Genomic DNA, 22,225 nt, shown 5'->3' on the forward strand with positions numbered 1-22,225 from the left:
TAAGCACAATAGCTTAAATGTTTATCTTTGGCTTTGTTATTTTAATATGTTTAGCGAGCAGTGCAATAAAATATTTGAACAGGTTATTACCGATTATCATCGTTTTAACGATATAGACTACGTTGCCGAAAACCCCTTTAAAGCTGAGACCTTAGAACACTTGCTTTATGCCAAATGCTGGATAGATACAGCCCAATGGCATATGGAGGATGAGATCCGTAATCCCTCTATAGTTCCGCAGGTAGCTGTGCAATGGAAACGGAGGATAGATAAGTCAAACCAGGACCGTACCGATATTGTAGAAGTTATTGACGATTATTTCTTCATTAAATATCAGGATGTTAAACCTAAAGCTTCTGCGCGTTTCAACACAGAAAGCCCTGCCGGTGCTATTGATCGCCTTTCTATTCTTTTATTGAAGATATACCATATGCGCGAGGAAACTACACGCGCCAACATTGATGAGGAGCAGCGCAAAAAGAACAGCACAAAACTGGCTGTACTTTTACAACAGCGAGATGATTTGTCTTTAGCTATTGATGAATTGTTGGAGGACATAGAAAAAGGCGATAAGTACATGAAAGTATACCGCCAGATGAAAATGTACAATGATCCAACACTGAATCCTGTTTTATATAATAAGCAATAAATGACTACGCCCAGGCACTTACTAGTGATGCGCTTTTCGGCAATGGGCGATGTTGCCATGACCGTGCCTGTTGTTAAAACGTTGTTAAACCAGTATCCTGATCTTACGGTAACTTTTATTTCGCGCCCGGGTTTCAGCAGCTTTTTTTCAGAAATCCCCAGGCTTAATTATTTTGCTGTTGATTTTAAATCGGAATATAATGGTCTTCCCGGGCTTTTAAGGTTGTATAATCAGCTTAAAAGCAAGGGAACTTATTATGCGATTGCCGATCTACATAATAATTTACGTTCAAATATAGTAAGCTCATTATTTAAATTTTCTGGGATACCCGTTAAAAGGGTTGACAAGGGCCGTAAGGAAAAAAAGCTCCTTACCCGTTTTCCCGGCAAGGTTTTAAAACCTTTAAAACGTACCGCACAGCGTTACGCTGATGTTTTTACAGGTCTAGGGTTTCCGCTTGAACTAGACTATCAATTACGTAGAAAGGCAACGGTTTTAACGGACGAAATAAAGCAAGTATCAGGCGAGAAGCGGGAAGCATGGATAGGGATAACACCATTTGCGCAGCATACAGGGAAAATCTATCCCGAAGAAAAAATGGCGGAAGTACTTAATCTGCTGCAACAGTATAAGGTGAAAGTTTTTCTTTTTGGCGGTACTCCGCGCGACAAGGAAATTTGTGAGCTTTGGGAGCAAACTTTTGCTAATGTCACATCAACTGTAAATCGTTTAAATATGCAGCAGGAATTGCAGCTAATAAGTAACTTGAACGTAATGCTAAGTATGGATTCTGCGGGAATGCATTTAGCCTCATTACGGGGAGTTCCGGCAATATCTGTTTGGGGTGCTACTCATCACTTTGCCGGCTTTTTGGGCTATGGGCAATCCGAAGAAAATATCGTTGCAGATGATATAGCTTGCAGGCCGTGTTCCGTTTACGGCAAGAAGCCTTGTTTTAGAAAAGATTACGCATGCTTGCATAACATAACACCCAATGTTATTGTAAATAAATTACTCAAATTTGTATAATGACAAAGCGCTTATTTATTTTATGTTTTTTGCTTTTGATAGGCTGTACAAACCTGAAGGCACAGATTTTATATGGCGTACGCATATCCGGTGGACTTGCATATCAGGAGGTTAAAAGTTCAATTGTGCGCACAATCGGCAGCAGCGTTAAAACATTTAACGTTTACGGTTTTGCGCAGGCGCCTTTAAAAAATGATTTTTGGTTAAGCGCAGGCTTAGGTATAGCCAATAAAGGCTCTGTTGTTTATGATGATGCGTTAACTACCACAACGCATTTAACTTATTTAGAGATGCCGGTAAGCGTGCTTAAAAAATTCACGTTTGGCAACACCGGTATATTTTTCATTGGTACTGGGGGGTATCTGGCTATGGGCTGGAAAGGGAATCTTGATTACGAAACGCCGGGTAGTTATACATCAGATATAATAAAATACGGTAAGGATAATGATGTTAAAAAATTTGATACAGGCCTTTATTTTTCGACCGGGTTTGAACTCCGTAACCGTTTGGTATTTAATGTAGGATATTCGCTCGGCTTAAATAATATTGCATCATTATCGCAACAAGATAGCGGTACAAGTGTTGTAAAGAATAGGGTATTCTCTGTTGGCTTGGGTTACCTTATAAAGTAATACTATTATGAAGAAGCTTGTAATTATAAGGCATGCAAAAGCAACCCACGAAAGTGGCTATGTCGATTTTGAAAGGCCATTAACATCCGGCGGCATGCACGATGCAGCAATAATGGCGGGACGTTTAAAAGAGAATAAACAGGCTCCTAAAATGCTAATATCCAGTCCTGCGCTGCGCACAATAAGTACGGCCAACATATTTTCGCAGCATCTGAGTATCCCTGCAGCCGAAGAAATAAAAGGCATTTATGAAGCGGATATGGATGATCTGGTTGAAATAGTAACAGAGCTTCCCGATGATATTGACTGCATTGGTTTGGTAGGGCACAACCCAGGAATAGGGCAATTACTCTATTATTTTACCGGCGCGGCCCAAGATGTGCCAACGTGTGCGGTGGCAGTTATTGAATTTGATGCAGAATTTTGGGCTTCGGTTACTTCAAACAGTGGAAAGGTAGTTTATTACGATTATCCCAAGAATCATTAGAAGCTAACAACGCCGCGATTTTTCAATATTAATTCTGCTATCGCTATATCTTCCGGAAATGTTATTTTAATGTTCTGATGATCCCCCTCAATAAGGTGTATATCAAAACCAGCAGCTTCTACCACGCTTGCATCGTCAGTAAATGCATCATTATATGGTTGTAAATAAGCCGATCTTAGTTGATCAAATTGAAACGTTTGCGGCGTTTGTACCAAATAGATGTCTTCACGTTTCAGCGCCAAAGACTTACCCCCATTTATCTGCCGAACAGAATCCCGGCTTTTAACAGCCACTACAGCATTCCCATCCCTCTCGGCCTGATTATATGCTGCATCAATTAAAGTGCTTAACGTAAGCGGACGCACCGCATCATGAACGGCAATTAAGCTATTCATATCAGTTATTGTTTCAAACGCTGCTTTTACAGAATGGAAACGTGTTTCGCCGCCCTTAACTAAGGCGTGTGGAATGTTAAAATTGTGGGTATTACACAACTGTTTCCAGTAATCGTGAAAATCGGCATGCAGCGCTAAAATAAGTCGGGGTTTTAAAGTGCTGTTATGAAATGCTAATAAAGTATGCATTAACACAGGCAAGCTGTTTAACGACAGGAACTGCTTGGGCATTACAGAACCCATGCGTGTGCCTGATCCGCCGGCGACGATAATTGCGTAATGTGATTGGAAATGAGTCATGGTTGCTATAGCAAAAATAAAGAAATATGAAGCAGGTTAATCAATGTCAACCTTTACTGTATCAATGTCTTTGCGTTCAAAAGTTAAATTGACAGATCGGCCATTTTTGGGTCTTGTACAGTGAATGACATTTGCAGGAATAGTAAACAACTTGCCCGGTCCAACTTCAACGGTTTTATCTTGCAATTCAATAATCAATATGCCCTCTATCCCAAAAAAAGTTTCGTCGGAATTGGGGTGGTAATGCCAGTAAAATGCCTCAACCATTATACTTAGCCTGACATTGTGATCATTAACTATTGAAAGCGGAATATTTTTATAGGAATCAATACCGGCGATCTCATTTTTAATTTCAATTAACTCGAGTACTTGTGGTATCATAGCTTCGCATACATAACATTAGTAAACAAAAAATGTGAGGCCGTTTCCAATCTCACATTTCATAATTTATATTTTCAACTAATTAAATAATCAGCATTGCATCACCATAGCTGTAAAAGCGGTATTTTTCTTTTATAGCAACTTCGTAAGCATTCATCACGTGCTCATAACCGCCAAATGCTGATATCATCATCAATAAAGTTGACTCAGGCGTATGGAAATTGGTGATCATTGAGTTAGCTATGCTAAATTCATACGGAGGGAAGATAAACTTGCTTGTCCAATCGTTAATTGGCTTTAATATTTTCCCTGCAGATACTGCAGATTCTATAGCGCGCATACTGGTAGTGCCAACAGCACATACACGTCTTTTACCCTCAATGGCTTTGTTTACAATAGCTGCCTGTTTGGCCTCTATTATTATTTGCTCTGAGTCCATTTTGTGTTTGGTAAGATCCTCTACTTCAACAGGGCGGAATGTACCCAGGCCGACGTGTAGAGTAACCTCTGCAAATTCAACACCTTTTAATTCAAGGCGTTTCATCAGCTCACGGCTAAAGTGCAATCCCGCGGTTGGGGCTGCAACTGCACCTTCGTGTTTAGCGTAAATGGTTTGATAACGCTCTTTATCTTCGGTAGTAGCTTTACGTTTAATATATTTAGGTAGCGGTGTTTCGCCTAATATTTCTACGTTACGACGAAACTCTTCATCAGTACCATCAAACAAAAAGCGTATTGTGCGGCCACGTGAGGTTGTGTTGTCAACAACTTCTGCAATCAGCAGATCGTCGTCACCAAAATAAAGCTTATTGCCTACGCGTATTTTACGGGCCGGGTCAACCAGCACATCCCATAAGCGTAATTCTTTATTAAGTTCCCTCAATAAAAAAACTTCAATAGTAGCGCCGGTTTTCTCTTTGTTGCCGTACATACGGGCTGGAAATACTTTCGTATTATTAAGGATCATTACGTCCTTATCGTCAAAATAATCAAGTACGTCTTTGAAAACCTTATGCTCAATTTTACCAGAATCGCGGTGTAAAACCATTAAACGAGCCTCGTCCCGCTCTTGCGAAGGGGTGTGGGCAATAAGTGATTCGGGCAGATTGAATTTAAATTGAGATAACTTCATTGTTTATATAAATAGGAATTTTTCAGGGCGCAAATGTACAAATATATTTGTTGATTATGCTGATTATATTGATGAACACATTGATATATTGCTTAATTACATACACTTACTCAAAGCTTACAAAGGTTTTAACTTTATTAATTAATTGATGTAACTTAAGGGCGTTTTATAAATCTAATATATAACACAGAATTTTCAATTGAGTTTGAAAATCTGTGAAAATCAGGCTAAAAACAAGCAATAGGTAATATGATATTCTTAAAACTCTTCAGGGAAAGCTTTTTGTTCGCGTTTGATGCCCTCAGGCAAAACCGCTTGCGTACAATGTTGTCTTTACTTGGGGTTACCATAGGCATATTTACTATTATAGCAGTTTTTTCTGCTGTTGACACTTTGCGGGACAACCTGCAAACCAGCGTTGATAAACTGGGCAGCAACAGTGTTTATGTTGAAAAATGGCCCTGGGTAGGTGATAGCAGCTTCCCGTGGTGGAAGTATATGCAACGCCCGGTTTCTAAATTGAAAGATTTTAACGAGCTGGAACGGCGTAGCCAAACTGCCGAAGCAATTTCATATGAAGTAAGCATTTCTAATCGTACTATTAAGTATAACAGCAACTCGATAGAAGGTGCTCAGATCTACGCTACGTCTCATGATCATGATAAAACGTGGAATTTTGACTTACAAGACGGGCGGTATTTTACCGAAATGGAATCAAGGAACGGCGCACCTGTTGCTGTAATTGGAAATGATATATCTGAAAACCTTTTCCCTGGTGGTAATGGGGTAGGGAAAAAGATAAAGGTAATGGGCAGATATGTTACCATTATTGGCGTTTTTACAAAAGAGGGCGATGATATGCTGGGTATATCAAGCGATAAACAGGTTTTGATTCCGCTTAATTTTGCCCGTAACGTTATAGATGTTCAGGCAGAAAGATATAACCCATCTGTGGTGGTAAAAGGTAAAGCGGGTATCCCGGTAGAAGAGGTAGTTGGCGAACTGCATGGCCTTATGCGCTCTATCCGAAGCTTAAAACCCGGGCAGGATGATAACTTCTCTTTAAACGAGAGTACTATGCTTACTGCTCAGTTGGATATCGTTTTCAGCATTATTAATAAAGCAGGGTTATTTATAGGTATTTTCTCCATTTTGGTGGGTGGTTTTGGCATTGCCAATATCATGTTCGTTTCCGTTAAAGAGCGCACCAATATTATCGGAATTCAAAAATCATTAGGCGCAAAAAACTACTTTATCTTGCTTCAGTTTCTTATTGAGGCAATTGTGCTTTGCCTTATGGGTGGTATAATAGGCTTATTACTGGTGTACGGCGGCACGTTACTTGTTACAGCGCTGGCCGATATAACAATTAAGCTGTACATGAAAAATATCATTATTGGTATTGGGGCATCTGTAGGGATAGGCACTATATCAGGTATTGTACCGGCGTGGTTCGCCTCAAAACTTGACCCTGTAGAGGCCATACGTACTAATTAATAGAAAATCCGTTTAAGCAAATTTCTCTGCAAATTTTTGAAGGTGAGTTTTAAGCCCCTCCCAATTTTGCTGTTCTATTAAATTTTTGTCGAATAACGAGCTGCCTAATCCATAGCCGTCCGCACCAGCGTTCTTAAAGGTTTCTATATTCTCAAGAGTGATGCCTCCTGTTGGTACTAACCTTATTTTATTTAGCGGGGCTTTTACCTCTTTAATATAGTTAGGTCCCATTTGGGTAGCCGGGAATACTTTTACCATATAGGCGCCCATTTCCCATGCATTATAAATTTCGGTTGGCGTAAACGCTCCCGGGAATATCGGTACACCCATATTTACACAACGCTCAATAATTTTTTGGTTTACAACGGGTGTAACTATAAATTGTGCCCCGGCGTTTAGTGCGCTGTCAAGCTCGGCCTGGGTGCAAACTGTTCCAGCGCCAATGTTAAGTTTGTTGCCAAAGTTATCTGTAATAAACGCTATCATTTCAGCAGCGCCCTCGGTATTCATCGTTATTTCGATAGTGCTAAGCCCGGCATCCGCATAAACAGAAAGGATGTTTTTAATGGTGTCAAAGGGCATTCCTCTTACTATGCCAATTATGGGCACTTTTAGAAAAAGTTCTTCAGAAAATTTATGTCCTTTCATTTGCCGATAAGTTTAACTTGCCGGCAAATATAAATGTTAGGGCCGTTTAAACTACCTGTCGTTTTGCGGAAAAATTCTGACAGTATACATATAACGCCCCTGGTAATAGGCATTCAGTGGGGTTTCTGTTACGCCATCGTCCTTACCCGATGTAGAGTGAAGAAAATTGATCTCTTTGCCGGGATTAACTTTAAGGATCCCCATATGGCCCACAACTTTTGTAGTGCTGTCGGTGCCGGTAAAGAGGATCAGGTCGCCAGTTTTGGCGTTTTTTATATCTATATGCCGGTTAACGTAAGTGAACCCAACCGATTGCCGGGGTACTGCCACATTAAAATGATTAAAAACGTAAGTAATAAAGCCCGAGCAGTCAAATCCTTTCGAGGGGTCGATTGAACCGTACAGGTAAGGAACTCCCTTAAATGTTTCGGCATATCGTATTAACTCAGGTGGGGCTAATTTTCCGGTTGCAATACTTGTGTAGCCGGCGCCGTCTGGTTTTAATGGAGCCAATGCAACGGCGTCCGGGGCTGGGGCATCAATTTTATTGGTTACAGGTGCAGTATAAACAAAATTGGGTTTATCTTCACCATAACAAGAGCACAGAAAGATCAGAACGGTACAAACATACAACAGCTGTTTCATACACGTAATGACACGGCAAGCCTTATAATGTTTTGAAATAGACTTAATTAAAGTCTATACCGTAAATTCAAACAATTATTTAGCTACGGTGACCATTAGAAGAACTCTCAATAATCAATACTCAGCCGTTACATTAAAACCTACACCTGCAATACCCAATTTTTCCCAGGCTGCCTGGCTGGTTTCGCGAGATATGATGGGATTGCTGAAAAATAGTGATGCCGAAAACATAAGTCCACGTCCCGGCACTGTTTTTATCCACTCTAAACCAATAAAAAATTTATCTTCCACCATAATGTTGTATGGGGTAAGGTCCACATCAATTGCTTTCTGGCCCTTTTTAACCGTTACAAAAATGTTGTCATGCAACAAGCTTTTAACCGGCAGGCCATCCTTTACGCTGTAAACATTAAGGCGTAGTTTTACAGAGTCGAGATTATTTTCGGTAAGCGACGCATTAAAGCTTTTCAACCAGGTAGGGGATCTTTTTATTTTGATGATAATGCCTATCTCATGGCCAAGCGCATTGGTTTGAAAACCGGCATTGGTTGATTGTGATTTTGTGGTATTACCCAAAACCGCCGTCTTCCATTTGCGGTTAGTTACCTTAACTTCTCCCAATTGTTTAACGTCTGGCACCAGCAAAATATTTAAAGCACTTTGCCTGATAGCCAGTTCTTTAACAGCAAAAGCCTGCGGTTTGTAACCAATCATAGAAAATCTTAGACTATCAGATTCATTACTGTTTAATGTAATGCTATAATTGCCGGCATCATTACTAACGGTACCTATAGCCCGATTGATGATGCCCACGTTTACATAGGGCAATGTTTCACCAGTTTTAGCATCTTTAACGCTACCTTTTATCACTTGGGCGTTTGCAACCACGCCAGGTAAGATTAATGCGATAAGGAAAGTACTTTTCATCAGTTTATGCCATTGCATACAATTCATCCCTTTGTTTTTGCACCGCATCGCTGGTAATATATTCGTCGTAAGTCATTAACTTATCAATTATACCCCCCGGTGTAAGTTCAATAATACGTGTGGCGACAGTTTCTACCAGCTCGTGATCTCGCGAGGTAAACAACATGGTGCCCCTAAAGTCCTTCATGCCGTTATTTAACGCAGTGATAGATTCCAGGTCAAGGTGGTTGGTGGGTTCATCAAACATCAGCAAATTAGCTCCCTGAAGCATCATGCGGCTAAACATGCAACGCATTTTTTCTCCTCCGGATAGCACACTGCTTTTTTTCAACACTTCTTCCCCCGAAAATAGCATCCTGCCTAAAAAGCCACGGATGAACTGATCGTCCTTCTCGCCCGGAGAATATTCTCGCAGCCAATCTATCAGGTTGTCATTCTTGCCTGCAAAATATTCCGCGTTATCCATCGGAATATCGGCAGTATTAATGGTTACACCCCATTTAAATTCGCCTTTAAAATCTTTATCGCGACCGCTTAAAATACTGTAAAGCGCGGTGGTGGCTAAACTGTTTTGGCTCAGTACAGCTATCTTATCACCTTTATTAACCATAAAGTTAATATTGGCAAACAACGGCTCCCCATTAAGGCTTTTGCTTAATTTCTCAACCTGTAATATCTGATCTCCCGCTTCGCGGCCCAGGTTATTAAATATAATTCCCGGATATTTGCGGTTTGATGCCTGTATTTCAGTAATATCAATCTTTTCCAGCGCTTTTTTACGGCTGGTTGCTTGTTTTGATTTAGAAGCATTGGCGCTAAAGCGGCGGATAAACTCCTGCAACTCTTTTACCTTATCTTCAGTTTTCTTGTTTTGGTCGCTACGTTGTTTCAGGGCCAACTGGCTCGATTCATACCAGAACGAGTAATTACCGGTATAAATGGTCATTTTACCAAAGTCAATATCAACCACATGGGTACAAACAGTATCCAAAAAGTGCCTGTCGTGCGATACCACTAAAACAATGGCTTCATAACCGGCCAGGAAATCTTCTAACCAGCTAACTGTATGTATGTCGAGGTCGTTGGTAGGCTCATCTAATAACAATATGTCTGGCTTGCCAAAAAGGGCTTGCGCTAATAAAACACGTACCTTTTGGGTATTATCCAGATCTTTCACCAGGCTGTAATGAAATTCTTCTTTTATACCGAGGTTACTCAATAGGGTGGCAGCGTTGCTTTCGGCGTTCCATCCATCCATTTCGGCGAAGAGATTTTCCAGTTCGCCGGCCCGTTCACCATCAGCATCGTTAAAATCCTCTTTTAAATAAATGGCATCTTTTTCCTTCATCACTGCATACATCTCCTTATGCCCCATCATTACTGTTTCCAGAACGGAAAACTCATCAAATGCGTAGTGGTTCTGGCTTAAAACGGCCATGCGTTCGCCGGGCGTAAAACTTACCGAACCGCTTGTTGGATCAATATCCCCCGACAGTATTTTTAAAAAAGTAGATTTACCCGCGCCGTTGGCACCAATAATGCCATAACAATTGCCTGGGGTAAATTTTAAGTTAACGTCTTCGAATAATGTACGCTTTCCGTAGCGTAAAGATAGATTGGATACTGTTATCATGCTGCACCTGTGTTTGCCGCAAAAATACAGTTAAAAAAGGGTTAAACAAATTGATTTGAGTTTGCGTATAAGTAGAAAGTATTGCACCAATTTTATAAGCCGAAACATATTTGAGGAAGCAATTACTCACTATTTTGTTGCCTTAAAGTAAAAATCTTGTTAATTAATAATGAAAACGCGCTTTTTAAGTTTTTACTTTAAGGCACGAGTTTTGTATTCTATCAATTATAAATAACCAATTAACCCCAAATTGTAAAACTATGTTAGTAATTATAATAAGCTTGGTAGTTGTCAATATTTTGGTACTGGCAGGCAAGGCGAGCGAGTCTAAACAAAGAATATAATGGTTTATTTCAGCAGGTTAACCAATGCCTGCGTTTGATGTTGGGCTAGCTTTTGCAGAGGGCCTGACGCCATCATCTTCATCATCATATTCAAATCAGCGGTAATGGTAAAAGTAACTTCACTGGTATCATTACCGCTTTTTATTTCCCAATTTAAGTTTACGGCAAAAGGCGGTTTTTCTACAGGCGAAATTTCAATGAAACTGTTGGGTCTGCGCTCAGTTATCTTCAAACTAAGCTTTAACATATTTGGCACCTCGAAACTGGCATCATCATAGCCGGATGACCAATTAACTACATTATCCGGCATTAAATCCTGGTGATTATTAAAATCTGCCAAAAAGTTAAAAACTTCTTCAGCATGGTGATTAATGGTTACAGTACTTTTAAAGGTGCTCATAATAGCGATATTATACTCCCCACGTTGAAGGGGATTCCCTCCACGATCTTAGCATATCCACATCCTTGCGGGTTATATATTGATGTTCCTCTGCGTAATTTACAAGTGCTGTGTAATTAGAAAGCGTTACGTAAGGGCAATTGGCATTTTTAAAATTCTCTTCGGCAATATTAAATCCGTAGGTAAAAATAGCGGCAAGCCCGGCAACATTATATCCGGCTTCGCGTAAGGCTGTTACGGCCTGTAAGCTGCTTTGGCCTGTTGATATAAGGTCTTCAATAACAACAATGCGTTTACCGGTCATGCTGTCGTCGCCTTCAATCATATTACCACGGCCATGTTCCTTAGGTTTAGCGCGTACATAAATAAAAGGTAAACCAAGTTCCTGGGCAACTAAGGCGCCTTGGGGTATGCCGGCTGTGGCAACGCCTGCTATGCAGCCAACAGAGCCAAATTTTTCTTGTATAGCTTTTGATAACTGCTGACGTATATAGGTGCGCACAGTTGGATGTGATAAAGTAATGCGGTTATCGCAGTAAATTGGCGACTTCCAGCCCGAAGCCCATATAAAAGGATTATTAGGTTGTAATTTAATTGCTTTAATTTGCAGCAGGAACTCCGCTACTTGATGTTCAGTTTCACCGGTATTCAACATGGCTCAAAAATACAGAATTTATATTAACGAAAAAGTTATCTTATTAACAGAAACGCTTCCAGAAGCATTGGATGACTATCAACAAATTGACAGCCAGACCTTTGATTTGAAAATTATTTATACCTGGATACTTGCTCATAAAAGCAAATTGTTTTACGTATTGTGCCCAAACGCTAAAGCTTTTTTAAAATTAGTGAAACAAAGTGTCACACTGATAAAAGCAGCCGGTGGCTTGGTTAAAAACGAAAAAAAGGCTTTTTTGTTTATATATCGTAATGATAAATGGGACCTGCCAAAGGGTAAAATAGAAAAAGACGAGACTGTTAAAGAAGCTGCCGTACGTGAGGTTGAAGAAGAATGCAGCATAACTGTTAGCAAGCTTGACGACATAATATGTAAAACCTATCACGTTTATATCTCAAGGGGCGAGGTGGTGTTGAAAAAGACCTGGTGGTATAACATGAGATGCAAGGGGCAAAATAAACTTAAACCACAGCTTGAGGAAGGCATAACAGATGTACGCTGGTTTAAGCGCGATGATATTGATCCTATCCTTTCAAATACCTTTCCGTCAATAATGGATGTTTTAGAGAAAGCTAATCTTATTAAAGAAAGGCAATGGCCTCTTTAGGGATAAACTGACTTACATCGCCGTTGTAACGCAAAATTTCGCGCACAATGGTTGAACTGATGGAAGAGTAACCTGGTTTGCTAACAATAAAAATACTTTCAATATCGGGCGCAAGCGAGTGGTTCATTTGGGCAATAGCTTTTTCGTATTCAAAATCTGATACTGTACGTATACCGCGTATCATATAGCCGGCACCAATACTTCGGCAAAAATCTACAGTAAGGCCGTCATAGGCTATAATATGAATTTTGGGTTCAGTGTCAAAAATGGCGCGCAGCATTAGCTCCCGTTTTTCAATAGACAGCAAACCTTTTTTGGAGCTGTTGTCGCCGATACCTATGTACACTTTATCGAATAATCCTACCGAGCGTTTAACAATGTCAACGTGGGCTTTGGTAACCGGATCAAACGATCCCGGAAAGAGGGCGATTTTCATGAACTGGGTATTTTAAGTAAAGTTACAATTTATAGGTATTAGCTAAGATTTTTTATTGGCTACCTGAAAAACGAAAACGAAGAATGCCCGTACTTGCGCTGCTCCACAAAATTTGGATGATTACTTAAATTCTGCATGGACTGATGCTCTACTATCAGCATGCCATCCGGTAATAACAAATTCTTTTCAAATACAACCTTGGGTATTTCGGGTATACGATTAAGGTCATAAGGCGGATCTGCAAATATCAGGTCGTATTTTTCGCTTTCCACATCAAGGTATTTAAAAACATCAGCCTTAAAGGTTTTTATGTTGTTAAGCTGATGTTGCCTGGCGGTATCCTTTATATAATGGATGCAATGGATACTGCGATCAACAGACATCACCTGTTCTGCTCCACGCGATGCAAATTCAAAGGCTATGTTACCGGTGCCACTAAATAAGTCAAGCACGTTTATAGTATCAAATGTTATTTGGTTTTGCAGGATATTGAACAGCGCCTCCTTAGCCAGATCGGTAGTAGGGCGAACAGGTAAGTTTTTTGGCGGATTTAAGTGCAGCCCTTTTAGTGTGCCTCCGATGATACGCATAGCAGCAGTGCAGATAATTTGAGCCACTGGCCGGGGTTCAGCTCTTCCGGCAGTTTTGCTATTATTAACTTATTTGTATCCACCACCGGGAAAAAATCAGTCAAACGGGCTTTATGTTCTTTGTTTAATGCAGAGCCGCTTAAACTCAAATGAATTTCTCTTTGTAAAACCCCCATTTGTTTAAAAACCATTGAGACAGCGTACGCAAGGTCGTCTGTTGTATTATACTCAAAAGCGTTATATAACCTTATCTTGCCATTTTTAAACCGCAGCAGTTCTGCGCGTCCTTCTTCAATATTTACGTAAATAGTATTATAAGCCGGATCAGTGTTTGCAATAGCATTTATCCACCCCTTGCTGCTGTATATACAACGGTTTAGGTCAAATTTTTCAATGGCGTTAAAAACAGGCGCGGTAATTTTGTAAATTATAAAATTGTCGAGGTCAAGCTGTTGGGCTAAAACTTTTTCATCTTCTTTTACATCCAAAAAGCGAGCGTAGCCGGCAACCTTGTCTGCATGGTATAATTCAACCGGAACCAGGGTAAAATTATCAGCATCTACACCCACCACAATATCCTTAAAATTAGCAAAAAGCTCATTTGCCATGTCGGCGGGGTTAACCAACTCGTCAAGGTTGCAATGCTCGGCCAGCGCCATTAGCTTGTCGTCGTAAAGAACGGCATAAGTAAAGCGGGTACTGTTTACCTGTAGTACTAATGTATAGTAATATGCCAGGTTAAGGTTAAAATCCTCGTGCTGATAGGAATAATTTATTTCGCCCATGCTATCAGCAAAAGTAATATTTTTTGCATTACCTAATTAGGCTACTTATCAGCATTTTTGCAGCGTGTCAGCAACCGAACATATTCGTAAAGCATTTCCGCACGAGCCTACCGATCAGCAATTGCAGCTCTTTGGCTTGTTAGACGACTTTTTAAATAAAGACGAAGGCGACGAATGCTTTATTTTGCGCGGTTATGCCGGTACCGGTAAAACAACTATTGTAAGCGCACTGGTTAAAGCGCTGCGCAGTTACAATTTTAAATCGGTGCTGCTGGCGCCAACCGGCCGGGCGGCTAAAGTAATATCTTCATACTCCGGCCGAAAGGCTTTTACCATCCATAAACGCATCTACCGCAAAAAAACAGCGCTCGACATTGACGACAGGTTTATGATAGCCGAGAATATGGCTAATAACACCCTGTTTATTGTAGATGAAGCATCTATGATATCTGATCAGTCTAACGGTAGCAACCGCAACTCGTTACTGTACGATCTGGTAAATTACGTATACAACACCAAAAACTGCAAACTGATGCTGGTGGGCGACACCGCCCAGCTGCCGCCTGTAGGTTCGGATGATAGCCCTGCCCTTGATGCCGTTTTTGTAAAAAAGGAATACGGTCTTGATGTACACAGTTTTGAGCTTACCGATGTACTGCGCCAGCAAAAGGACTCAGGTATACTTTATAATGTAACCCGCGTACGCGATATCATCCGGCAGGAAAAAGAGAGCATCCCTAAGATAACCACGAAAGGCTTTAAAGATGTTTTCAGGATGACGGGTGAGCGACTGCCCGAAGGATTGGAGTATGCTTACGGCAAATACGGGCATGACGATACGCTGGTGATTTGCAGGAGTAACAAGAGCGCCAACTTGTATAATATGCAGATCCGTAATCGCTTGCTTTACCGCGAAGAGGAACTAACTGGCGGCGACCAGATAATGGTGGTAAAGAACAACTACTTCTGGCTGCAGGACAAAGAGGAGGGAAGCACGGCCTTTATTGCCAATGGCGATATTGCCAGAATACGCAAGGTGCGCAAAATTGAAGATATGTACGGTTTCCGCTTTGCGGATGTGCAGATTGAGCTGACCGACTATGCGGAGGACCCTATATTGGATTGCAAACTGCTGCTGGATACGCTGTATACCGAATCGCCGGCATTAACGGCTGATGACCAGAAGAGGCTTTACCAGGAGGCCATGAAGGATTACGACCATATACCCAACCGCCGCGCCAAGCATAACGAGCTTAAAACCAACCCCTACTATAACGCGCTGCAAATAAAGTTTGCCTATGCCATTACGTGCCACAAGGCGCAGGGCGGGCAGTGGGGGGCCGTATTTGTTGATCAGGGCTACCTTACCGACGAGATGGTGAATACCGACTTTTTGCGCTGGTTTTATACAGCCTGCACGCGGGCAACTCAGGAGCTTTTTCTGGTTAACTTTAACCAGCAATTTTTTGCTACACCGGCAGAAGAAATATGAAAAAATGCAGGTGTTGCAAAAAATACATGTTCCCCAGAAATTAATAGTTAACTATCTATATATCAGTTGACTAAATATTTATTTGTCGCGATTTTTTGTAGGTAATTTACTCGTAAAATAGCTTAATTCCCTTATTATCAGATCGATATCAGATGATTGCGCTTTATTTTTATGCAACAGTTTAGCAACAGTTTAGCAACACAATAGCAACACTTTTGCAACAGCGTAAATTTATTTTTCGCATCGCTTCCATGTATTTGTGTAAAGCAATTTTGTAAGTGTAAATATTAACTATACCTTTAGTATACAAACCTAAAGCCATTAAGCCTGACCCGTAAATGAAAATAAAGGTAATGCTATCGCTGTGTATGTTTTCCATGTACTTTGCAAGCAGTGCATGTGCGCAAACGAAAGACATTAACCCCGATATTTTACAGACCAAACTTACGCTTTACTCAAAAATCAATGCTTCGGGGCTGCTGTATGTACATACAGATAAAACCCTTTACACCAATAACGAGCCCATATGGTTTGCAGGATATTTAATTAATGATGGATTAGGCGGCAATGATGCCCACACAATAATGTCTGTATCGCTGATGCGGGAGGATGACCGGCGGATAGTTTGCCAGCAACAAAACGTAATGGAGCAGGGGCTTAGCAATGGCAGTTTGATAATACCAGACAATGTGCCGCCCGGTAATTACCTGTTTAATGCCTGCACCAACTTACTTGATCAATATGGCAAACCGGTAGCCGTATTCTCGCAGCCTGTTACTATTAAAAGCATTTCAGACCGCAGATTCAATGCTACTTTGGCCCTGCTGGATACCGTTGCGGTAAATGGTTTTGTAAGAGCAAGCGTTATATTAAACTTTAAAGACGAAATAAGACTGGGTAAACCTACCATAGCCTATACAGCGGGAAGCAGCAAAACACAGCTAATTACCTTATCAGACAAGCAAAGCAGCGCCAGTTTGATCATACCTGTGTCTCAAATAACCGGCGTTGATCCTGTTTTGCTTACAGCAATAGCCTATAACTATGACACGCTTTACCTGAATGTAAAGCTGCCCCACATGCAGCCAAAAGGGCTGAATATACGCTTCTTTCCGGAAGGAGGTAACATGGTTTATGGGTTAGAAAGTACCGTAGCGATAGAAACCACTACAAAAACAGGTTTACAGGTACCCTTAACCGGTATATTATATAAGAATGATACAGCCATTGACACCTTAAGCACCAATAGTTATGGCATAGGGCGTTTTAATTTTAAGGCGGATAAAGGCAGCCGTTATAGTTTCAAGGTAAAGGCTAACAATTACCTTGATAAAGACAGTACTTATCACCTGCCAAACATAATTGAAAATGGCGTAAGTATGCGGTTTAACCAGGCCGTGGTAAACGATACGCTACGGATGATACTTTACAGCAATGCACAAAGAAAGGTGCAGGTAGTTGTGCATAATTACAAAGATGTTTTTTCGCTGTTTGATACGGAAGTTTATCCTGAAGGCAAAAAGTTAGGTCTCGTGCTGCCAGCTTTGCCGAAAGGTGTATGTACCGTAACAATACTGGATGAAGAAGGCCGGCCGATTGCCGAGCGATTATTCTTTGCACATTATGACCAAAAAATAACCGCGACCATAAGTACTAATAAACCAATTTACAGTAAGCGGGATAGCGTAGCGGTAACCATTGGCTTAAAAGACCATAGAAATACCCCGGTGCAGGGTTTATTTTCTATAGCTGCCATTCAGGAAAACCGGATAGAAAGAGCCAAACGGCAGGATATAGAAAGCTATCTATACCTTACCCACGATTTAGGCAACCTGCCGCCCGACCCATTGGGCAAAGGTTTTGAAAACCGGCCATACCTGGAAGATATGTTCCTGGTGCGCGGCTGGCGCAGGTATAGCTGGCAAAGCATGATGCAAAGTAACGCTACTGATACCTTAAGCGTTGGTCCTACTCCGCTGGTTAAAGGCAGTTTAACCTACGATGGTAAGCCGCTAAAAAAACCGCGCGATATAGCAATTTTCCGCAATACACTTATTGATAAATTTAGTACAGAAAAAGACGGTACTTTTATTTTAAAGCAGGATCAATTAGAAGTTGAAGAAGGCAAAAATGTGCGTCTGTGGATAGATATGAGTGATGCGAAAGGGTATGATCTTAAGGTAATAAATCCGTTTGTCGAGATAAATAGGCGTATATCGGAAGATGTTGTGCTAATAACAACGGGCACTGCCAAAGCCGCAGAAAGCAGTATAGATCAGCAGCTTAAAGGATCTGAGAAGAGCATCCTTTTAAAGGAGGCAAATATCAGGGCTAATAAAAAAGATGAATCCATGTATGGCCATGCAAACGCTTGTGGGGATTATATATGTCAATTTAACATCCTGAATTGCAATAATCACAAACCCTGGAACAGTAACGTGAGGCCACCTGTTAAGGGTGAGATGACTTCTGCAGGGATATATCAGGGATGTACAGAAAATGGGCAACAAGTTCCGGCAGTTTTTACCACCCGCGAATTTTATGGTCTTAATCGCGAGCCGGATGGTTTATTGGAGCCACAGTATCTTTCTACCTTATTCTGGCAACCCGGTTTAATTACTAATGAAAAAGGTGAAGCGTCTTTTTCTTTTTTTACAGGCGATATTACAGGTAAGTTTAAAATAATTGTTCAGGGTGTAGGTGTGAATACTGTAATTAATGGCGTGGGTGATTTGACGGTGAAGTAAGCTTAATATCCCATCGCGTTATGCCGAACTTGTTTCGGCACCCCCATGGATAGGTAACGAGCTTCGCCCGTAAGATAGACTAAGTAAATGTCAATCGCCTGCCCAACCTTGCAGCTTGGACATAAATAATTTAAGCGTTTTCGCTTAAATTATATACGTTGACGTTTAATAGGAGGTTTAATTTAAGCGGGACGCCTATACCTGTTGGCATCCAAGCAAGATGCTTGGATGGGCTGACCTCCGCTGAACCTGGTTCGGTGCCTCATTAAATATAAATAACGTTCCATGGTCGTTTATGTACAGCGGTTTGCTTAGCAAGTGGGGTGCCGAAACAAGTTCGGCATGACGGAAGTCGAACAAAACAATATCCTACTTCAACACCTTAAACATCTTCCCCCTTATTCCACTGGTTGATCCATTATAATTATTCACTATAATAGAAAAGCACAACTCACGTCATGCCGAACTTGTTTCGGCACCCCACGGATAGGTAACGAGATTTGCACGTAATATAGACTAAGTAAATGTCAATCGCCTGCCCAAGCTTGGAGCTTGGACATATATATAATTTAAGCGTTTTCGCTTAAATTGATTTCCGTTGACGTTTAATAGGAGGTTTATTTAAGCGAGACGCTTAAACGTGTTGGCATCCAAGCAAGATGCTTGGATGGGCTGACCTCCGCTGAACCTGGTTCGGTGCCTCATTAAATATAAATAACGTTCCATGGTCGTTTATGTACAGCGGTTTGCTTAGCAAGTGGGGTGCCGAAACAAGTTCGGCATGACGGAAGTCGAACAAAACAATATCCTACTTCAACACATCCAACACCTTAAACATCTTACCCCTAACACCACTGGTGCTGCCATTATAGTTATTCACCATAATAGAAAAACAGAGCTCCCGCCCCTGGTGCGTTATAAAACCTGTATAAGCCAGCACGTGGTAAATGCTGCCGCTTTTCATGTGCATGTCGTTATAAATAGGCAGGCTATCATAAAACTCATTATACCAGGCCTCCTTGCGGGTACTTTGCATAATGGTGGCTATGGTAAGCGATGTAATGCGGTCGGCAGGGGAGAGGCCGCTGCCATCGGCAACGTCCATACTGTGCGGGTCAATTCCACGGCCTTTCCAGTAATTTTGCAAAACCTCAACAGCGTTGTTGGTAGTTGCAGTTTTCCCGGCTTTAACGGCCACAGCTTTCAGCAATTCCTCTGCGTATAAGTTAACGCTTTTTCGGTTGGTCCAGTAAACAATTTGGCCCAGTGATGGCGAAGTAACATTGAGCAGGTTATTGGCTATAACAGGCATTGGTTGATCTTTAGCGGCTAAAGTTAAGCTTGATTCGGACGTAGCATTAACTGCAATACCCAGGCGCTTTAAAGTATCTAACAAGCGGTAGGCCATATCAAAGGCGGGATCAGGAATGGCAGCTGCTACCGATTTTTCAGCTTTATCAATAGCATAGGTGCCACGCAGGTACATTAAATTGCTTGCTGCAGTTGGCAGGTAAGGATAGGCCTGGTCGCCGGTACCGGCTGCGCCCGTGGTCAATTCACTTTTAAAAGTAAGATAAGGCATTGCAGGTGTTGAGCCTGTTACGCTCACAGGCGAGCCGACAGCAGCCGTGCGCAGGTTAATATCAAACTGGTTTTCGTGCCAGCACAGCGCGTTAACGCCCGCGCCATAATAGGTGCCGATATCTTGCAAGATCCAGCCATCCGGTATGGCCTGTGTGCCGTACAAACCGTCATCGCCAATAATTCTTCCGTTTATTTTAGTGATGCCCGCTTTTTTTAGCGCCCCCACCAGCTGATTTAATATGTTAGGCCGATTAGTTGTTGCCCAGCGCCAGCTGCCCAGTGTCGGGTCGCCGCTGCCTTTAACAATAATATCTCCATTCAGCGTTCCGTTGGTTACGATACCTGTATATCCGAAGGGTGTTTGATAAGTAAAATTGCTGCCCAGCAGGTTATATGCAGTAATGGTGGTAACGGTTTTCATGGTAGAACCCGGTGCCATACCCACATTGGGGTTTCCGGCAAACACCTGTTCGCCGGTTTTAGCATCAAGTACCGTTAATGATACCGTACCATACTTGCACTGTTCATCCGCTTGCAGCTTATTAAACGCCGCTGATATTTGCTGCTGCAGCGTTACTTGTGCAAATGCCGTGCATGCAGTCAATAAAAGTAAACTAAGTACTGCTAACCTCTTGTTGTCCATTATTAAAGTAACGGTTGGCCACAAAGTATATTGGGATACCTATTAAAACTATTATTAAACCGCCCCACGCGTATTGTGGCTTATATAGCAAAAGTAAAACGCAAAACGCTAAACCCAGTATTATATATAAGGCTGGCAAAACCGGATATCCAAACGCCTTGTATGGTCGTTCGGCGTTAGGTTGTTTGGCGCGTAGTATAAATATGCCGATGATGGTAAGCATATAGAAGATAACTGCTACTAATGATATCATATCAAGCAGATCGCCGTATTTGCCGCTGAGGCAAAGTATGCAGGCTATAAGGCACTGGATCCATAAACCAAAGCTGGGTACTTCAAACTCGTTTAGTGTGCCGGTGCGTTTAAAAAACAAACCATCTTTAGCCATTGTATAATACACTCGTGCGCCCGACATAATCAGGCCATTATTACAACCAAAAGTTGATACCATTATCATTAACGCTATAATAAGTGTGCCTACATTGCCAAATATTACCTGTGATGCAGCCACGGCTACACGGTCTTTTTCTGCTGTCGCGATGTCAATTAAAGGCAGCACACCGGTATATACCAGGTTAATGCTCACGTAAATTATGGTAACTATCAGCGTTCCGAAGAACAAGCTTAACCCTACATTACGCTTCGGATTACGCATCTCGCCAGCTATAAAAGTTACGTTGTTCCATGCATCGCTACTAAATATGGAACCAACCATGGCGGCGGCAATAGCGCCTAATGCGGCGGCAACGGTGTAAGGTACAGTGCTACCGTCTTTGTTAAGCTGATGGATATCCCAGGCATTGGTCCAGTTGGCGGTCCAAACATCGCCCTTTAGCATAATGAAACCAAAAATTATCAGGCCAAATAAGCTGGCCAGTTTGGTAACCGTAAACGTGTTTTGTATGATCTTGCCACTTTTTACACCCCGGGTATTAATAAAAGTAAGGAAACAAATAAGCACAATAGAAACACATTGCGCCGCGTTGAGCTTAAATTGCCATGACCCTATCATGGTAGTGAAAAGTATATTATCCTCGCTTACCGCAGGAATAAGATAAGCTGTAAATTTTGAAAACGCCACCCCAACGGCTGCTATGGTGCCTGTTTGTATTACTGCGAAAAGGCTCCATCCATATAAAAAAGCAACAAATTTGTTGTAAGCTTCTTTTAGGTAAATATATTGACCGCCTGCTTTTGGATACATGGCGCTTAACTCTCCATAGCTTACGGCAGCCGTAAGCGTCATAAAGCCGGTAATGAGCCAAACTGCTATAAGCCAACCTGCTGAGCCAACATTACGAATAATATCCGCAGCTACTATAAATATACCTGATCCGATCATTGACCCGGCAACCAGCATGGTGCCGTCAAGCAAACCCAGAGAATGTTTTAGTTTAGGTTGATCAGTTGTTTTACTCATGAAATTTGAGGGGTTTAAAGTTCTAAGCTATCAAAAAACTTTAAATTGACATACTATTGTAAAGAAATTAATTTTCTCTATTTTGCGTCACCAATTATAAACCTCAGTCCTGATACTGAGAACCAAAACTAACTGAATAATTA

General features: G+C 41.4%; 22 protein-coding genes. 8 read left to right on the forward strand and 14 right to left on the reverse strand.

The window, feature by feature from the left end; genetic code table 11:
* Positions 1-46 precede the first annotated feature (46 nt).
* The 4 genes from ACVW2L_RS03255 to ACVW2L_RS03270 are packed head-to-tail and all read left to right on the forward strand — an operon-like array spanning position 47 to position 2,797.
* On the forward strand, positions 47-649 hold the full coding sequence (locus tag ACVW2L_RS03255) for a DUF4254 domain-containing protein (RefSeq protein ID WP_457126520.1): 603 nt from the start codon (positions 47-49) through the stop codon (positions 647-649).
* Positions 650-1,678 carry a glycosyltransferase family 9 protein gene (locus ACVW2L_RS03260; protein ID WP_457126521.1) on the forward strand — a complete coding sequence of 343 codons (1,029 nt, stop codon included), beginning with the start codon at positions 650-652 and terminating at the stop codon, positions 1,676-1,678.
* A complete protein-coding gene (locus ACVW2L_RS03265; protein ID WP_457126522.1) occupies positions 1,678-2,310 on the forward strand; it encodes a porin family protein in 633 nt (210 codons plus the stop codon). Before ACVW2L_RS03260 ends, ACVW2L_RS03265 begins: the two co-directional genes overlap by 1 nt.
* A gap of 7 nt (positions 2,311-2,317) precedes the next feature.
* A complete protein-coding gene (locus ACVW2L_RS03270; protein ID WP_457126523.1) occupies positions 2,318-2,797 on the forward strand; it encodes a SixA phosphatase family protein in 480 nt (159 codons plus the stop codon).
* Here the strand turns inward: ACVW2L_RS03270 and ACVW2L_RS03275 are convergent.
* The 3 genes from ACVW2L_RS03275 to queA all read right to left on the reverse strand — a co-directional run bounded on the left by ACVW2L_RS03275 (position 2,794) and on the right by queA (position 5,005).
* Positions 2,794-3,492: a 2-C-methyl-D-erythritol 4-phosphate cytidylyltransferase gene (locus tag ACVW2L_RS03275; RefSeq protein WP_457126524.1), complete on the reverse strand. Its 699-nt coding sequence runs from the start codon at positions 3,490-3,492 to the stop codon at positions 2,794-2,796. The genes ACVW2L_RS03270 and ACVW2L_RS03275 overlap by 4 nt on opposite strands.
* 36 nt (positions 3,493-3,528) lie before the next feature.
* Entirely contained in the window at positions 3,529-3,873 is a 345-nt protein-coding gene (locus tag ACVW2L_RS03280; RefSeq protein ID WP_457126525.1) for a cupin domain-containing protein, read from the reverse strand.
* Positions 3,874-3,955: 82 nt separating this feature from the next.
* Complete coding sequence (gene queA / locus ACVW2L_RS03285; RefSeq protein WP_457126526.1) at positions 3,956-5,005, reverse strand: tRNA preQ1(34) S-adenosylmethionine ribosyltransferase-isomerase QueA; 1,050 nt, start codon at positions 5,003-5,005, stop codon at positions 3,956-3,958.
* Between the two features lie 249 nt (positions 5,006-5,254).
* On the opposite strand from queA, the gene ACVW2L_RS03290 reads away from it, so the two are divergent.
* Positions 5,255-6,502, forward strand: coding sequence for an ABC transporter permease (locus ACVW2L_RS03290; RefSeq protein WP_457126527.1), 1,248 nt, complete (start codon positions 5,255-5,257; stop codon positions 6,500-6,502).
* A gap of 12 nt (positions 6,503-6,514) precedes the next feature.
* Here the strand turns inward: ACVW2L_RS03290 and ACVW2L_RS03295 are convergent, their stop codons facing one another.
* The 6 genes from ACVW2L_RS03295 to pyrE all read right to left on the reverse strand — a co-directional run bounded on the left by ACVW2L_RS03295 (position 6,515) and on the right by pyrE (position 11,754).
* Positions 6,515-7,150 carry a bifunctional 4-hydroxy-2-oxoglutarate aldolase/2-dehydro-3-deoxy-phosphogluconate aldolase gene (locus ACVW2L_RS03295; protein ID WP_457126528.1) on the reverse strand — a complete coding sequence of 212 codons (636 nt, stop codon included), beginning with the start codon at positions 7,148-7,150 and terminating at the stop codon, positions 6,515-6,517.
* Positions 7,151-7,201: 51 nt separating this feature from the next.
* Positions 7,202-7,795 (reverse strand): C40 family peptidase, encoded by a 594-nt coding sequence (locus ACVW2L_RS03300; protein ID WP_457126529.1) that lies wholly within the window; start codon positions 7,793-7,795, stop codon positions 7,202-7,204.
* 114 nt (positions 7,796-7,909) lie between these two features.
* Positions 7,910-8,722 carry a carboxypeptidase-like regulatory domain-containing protein gene (locus ACVW2L_RS03305; protein WP_457126530.1) on the reverse strand — a complete coding sequence of 271 codons (813 nt, stop codon included), beginning with the start codon at positions 8,720-8,722 and terminating at the stop codon, positions 7,910-7,912.
* Between the two features lie 4 nt (positions 8,723-8,726).
* Positions 8,727-10,355, reverse strand: a complete 1,629-nt coding sequence (locus ACVW2L_RS03310) for an ABC-F family ATP-binding cassette domain-containing protein (RefSeq protein ID WP_457126531.1) — start codon at positions 10,353-10,355, stop codon at positions 8,727-8,729.
* 348 nt (positions 10,356-10,703) lie between these two features.
* Positions 10,704-11,099: an SRPBCC family protein gene (locus ACVW2L_RS03315; RefSeq protein ID WP_457126532.1), complete on the reverse strand. Its 396-nt coding sequence runs from the start codon at positions 11,097-11,099 to the stop codon at positions 10,704-10,706.
* Between the two features lie 10 nt (positions 11,100-11,109).
* Positions 11,110-11,754, reverse strand: coding sequence for an orotate phosphoribosyltransferase (gene pyrE, locus ACVW2L_RS03320; RefSeq protein WP_457126533.1), 645 nt, complete (start codon positions 11,752-11,754; stop codon positions 11,110-11,112).
* Between pyrE and ACVW2L_RS03325 the strand changes: the two genes are divergently transcribed.
* Entirely contained in the window at positions 11,753-12,385 is a 633-nt protein-coding gene (locus ACVW2L_RS03325) for an NUDIX hydrolase (protein ID WP_457126534.1), read from the forward strand. The two genes, pyrE and ACVW2L_RS03325, sit on opposite strands and share 2 nt — an antisense overlap.
* On the opposite strand, the gene coaD is transcribed toward ACVW2L_RS03325, so the two are convergent.
* From coaD to ACVW2L_RS03340, 3 genes are read right to left on the reverse strand one after another with little or no spacing between them, the layout of a single operon-like run.
* Positions 12,360-12,821 (reverse strand): pantetheine-phosphate adenylyltransferase, encoded by a 462-nt coding sequence (gene coaD / locus ACVW2L_RS03330; protein WP_457126535.1) that lies wholly within the window; start codon positions 12,819-12,821, stop codon positions 12,360-12,362. The genes ACVW2L_RS03325 and coaD overlap by 26 nt on opposite strands.
* Positions 12,822-12,880: 59 nt before the next feature.
* Entirely contained in the window at positions 12,881-13,411 is a 531-nt protein-coding gene (locus tag ACVW2L_RS03335; RefSeq protein WP_457126536.1) for an RsmD family RNA methyltransferase, read from the reverse strand.
* Positions 13,387-14,196, reverse strand: coding sequence for a DUF3822 family protein (locus ACVW2L_RS03340; RefSeq protein WP_457126537.1), 810 nt, complete (start codon positions 14,194-14,196; stop codon positions 13,387-13,389). The genes ACVW2L_RS03335 and ACVW2L_RS03340 overlap by 25 nt, the downstream gene beginning before the upstream one ends.
* 64 nt (positions 14,197-14,260) lie before the next feature.
* Between ACVW2L_RS03340 and ACVW2L_RS03345 the strand changes: the two genes are divergently transcribed.
* Both ACVW2L_RS03345 and ACVW2L_RS03350 read left to right on the forward strand, forming a co-directional pair.
* Positions 14,261-15,688, forward strand: a complete 1,428-nt coding sequence (locus tag ACVW2L_RS03345) for an ATP-dependent DNA helicase (protein WP_457126538.1) — start codon at positions 14,261-14,263, stop codon at positions 15,686-15,688.
* A gap of 338 nt (positions 15,689-16,026) precedes the next feature.
* Positions 16,027-18,435, forward strand: a complete 2,409-nt coding sequence (locus tag ACVW2L_RS03350) for a hypothetical protein (protein WP_457126539.1) — start codon at positions 16,027-16,029, stop codon at positions 18,433-18,435.
* Between the two features lie 808 nt (positions 18,436-19,243).
* Here the strand turns inward: ACVW2L_RS03350 and dacB are convergent.
* Both dacB and ACVW2L_RS03360 read right to left on the reverse strand, forming a co-directional pair.
* Positions 19,244-20,662 carry a D-alanyl-D-alanine carboxypeptidase/D-alanyl-D-alanine endopeptidase gene (gene dacB / locus ACVW2L_RS03355; protein ID WP_457126540.1) on the reverse strand — a complete coding sequence of 473 codons (1,419 nt, stop codon included), beginning with the start codon at positions 20,660-20,662 and terminating at the stop codon, positions 19,244-19,246.
* A complete protein-coding gene (locus tag ACVW2L_RS03360; RefSeq protein WP_457126541.1) occupies positions 20,634-22,082 on the reverse strand; it encodes an APC family permease in 1,449 nt (482 codons plus the stop codon). Before ACVW2L_RS03360 ends, dacB begins: the two co-directional genes overlap by 29 nt.
* Positions 22,083-22,225: the final 143 nt, after the last annotated feature.

The organism is Mucilaginibacter sp. HD30 (genome assembly GCF_054061755.1).

What these genes read in the sequence shown, in the direction of transcription:
- ACVW2L_RS03295 (WP_457126528.1), bottom strand. Translation starts at nt 7,150, where the DNA reads ATGAAAGGACATAAATTTTCTGAAGAACTTTTTCTAAAAGTGCCCATA.
- coaD (WP_457126535.1), bottom strand. Translation starts at nt 12,821, where the DNA reads ATGAAAATCGCCCTCTTTCCGGGATCGTTTGATCCGGTTACCAAAGCC.
- ACVW2L_RS03315 (WP_457126532.1), bottom strand. Translation starts at nt 11,099, where the DNA reads ATGAGCACCTTTAAAAGTACTGTAACCATTAATCACCATGCTGAAGAA.
- ACVW2L_RS03335 (WP_457126536.1), bottom strand. Translation starts at nt 13,411, where the DNA reads ATGCGTATCATCGGAGGCACACTAAAAGGGCTGCACTTAAATCCGCCA.
- ACVW2L_RS03260 (WP_457126521.1), top strand. Translation starts at nt 650, where the DNA reads ATGACTACGCCCAGGCACTTACTAGTGATGCGCTTTTCGGCAATGGGC.
- ACVW2L_RS03325 (WP_457126534.1), top strand. Translation starts at nt 11,753, where the DNA reads ATGGCTCAAAAATACAGAATTTATATTAACGAAAAAGTTATCTTATTA.
- ACVW2L_RS03275 (WP_457126524.1), bottom strand. Translation starts at nt 3,492, where the DNA reads ATGACTCATTTCCAATCACATTACGCAATTATCGTCGCCGGCGGATCA.
- ACVW2L_RS03310 (WP_457126531.1), bottom strand. Translation starts at nt 10,355, where the DNA reads ATGATAACAGTATCCAATCTATCTTTACGCTACGGAAAGCGTACATTA.
- ACVW2L_RS03290 (WP_457126527.1), top strand. Translation starts at nt 5,255, where the DNA reads ATGATATTCTTAAAACTCTTCAGGGAAAGCTTTTTGTTCGCGTTTGAT.
- ACVW2L_RS03255 (WP_457126520.1), top strand. Translation starts at nt 47, where the DNA reads ATGTTTAGCGAGCAGTGCAATAAAATATTTGAACAGGTTATTACCGAT.
- dacB (WP_457126540.1), bottom strand. Translation starts at nt 20,662, where the DNA reads ATGGACAACAAGAGGTTAGCAGTACTTAGTTTACTTTTATTGACTGCA.
- queA (WP_457126526.1), bottom strand. Translation starts at nt 5,005, where the DNA reads ATGAAGTTATCTCAATTTAAATTCAATCTGCCCGAATCACTTATTGCC.
- ACVW2L_RS03300 (WP_457126529.1), bottom strand. Translation starts at nt 7,795, where the DNA reads ATGAAACAGCTGTTGTATGTTTGTACCGTTCTGATCTTTCTGTGCTCT.
- ACVW2L_RS03360 (WP_457126541.1), bottom strand. Translation starts at nt 22,082, where the DNA reads ATGAGTAAAACAACTGATCAACCTAAACTAAAACATTCTCTGGGTTTG.
- ACVW2L_RS03265 (WP_457126522.1), top strand. Translation starts at nt 1,678, where the DNA reads ATGACAAAGCGCTTATTTATTTTATGTTTTTTGCTTTTGATAGGCTGT.
- ACVW2L_RS03305 (WP_457126530.1), bottom strand. Translation starts at nt 8,722, where the DNA reads ATGAAAAGTACTTTCCTTATCGCATTAATCTTACCTGGCGTGGTTGCA.
- ACVW2L_RS03270 (WP_457126523.1), top strand. Translation starts at nt 2,318, where the DNA reads ATGAAGAAGCTTGTAATTATAAGGCATGCAAAAGCAACCCACGAAAGT.
- ACVW2L_RS03350 (WP_457126539.1), top strand. Translation starts at nt 16,027, where the DNA reads ATGAAAATAAAGGTAATGCTATCGCTGTGTATGTTTTCCATGTACTTT.
- pyrE (WP_457126533.1), bottom strand. Translation starts at nt 11,754, where the DNA reads ATGTTGAATACCGGTGAAACTGAACATCAAGTAGCGGAGTTCCTGCTG.
- ACVW2L_RS03280 (WP_457126525.1), bottom strand. Translation starts at nt 3,873, where the DNA reads ATGATACCACAAGTACTCGAGTTAATTGAAATTAAAAATGAGATCGCC.
- ACVW2L_RS03340 (WP_457126537.1), bottom strand. Translation starts at nt 14,196, where the DNA reads ATGGGCGAAATAAATTATTCCTATCAGCACGAGGATTTTAACCTTAAC.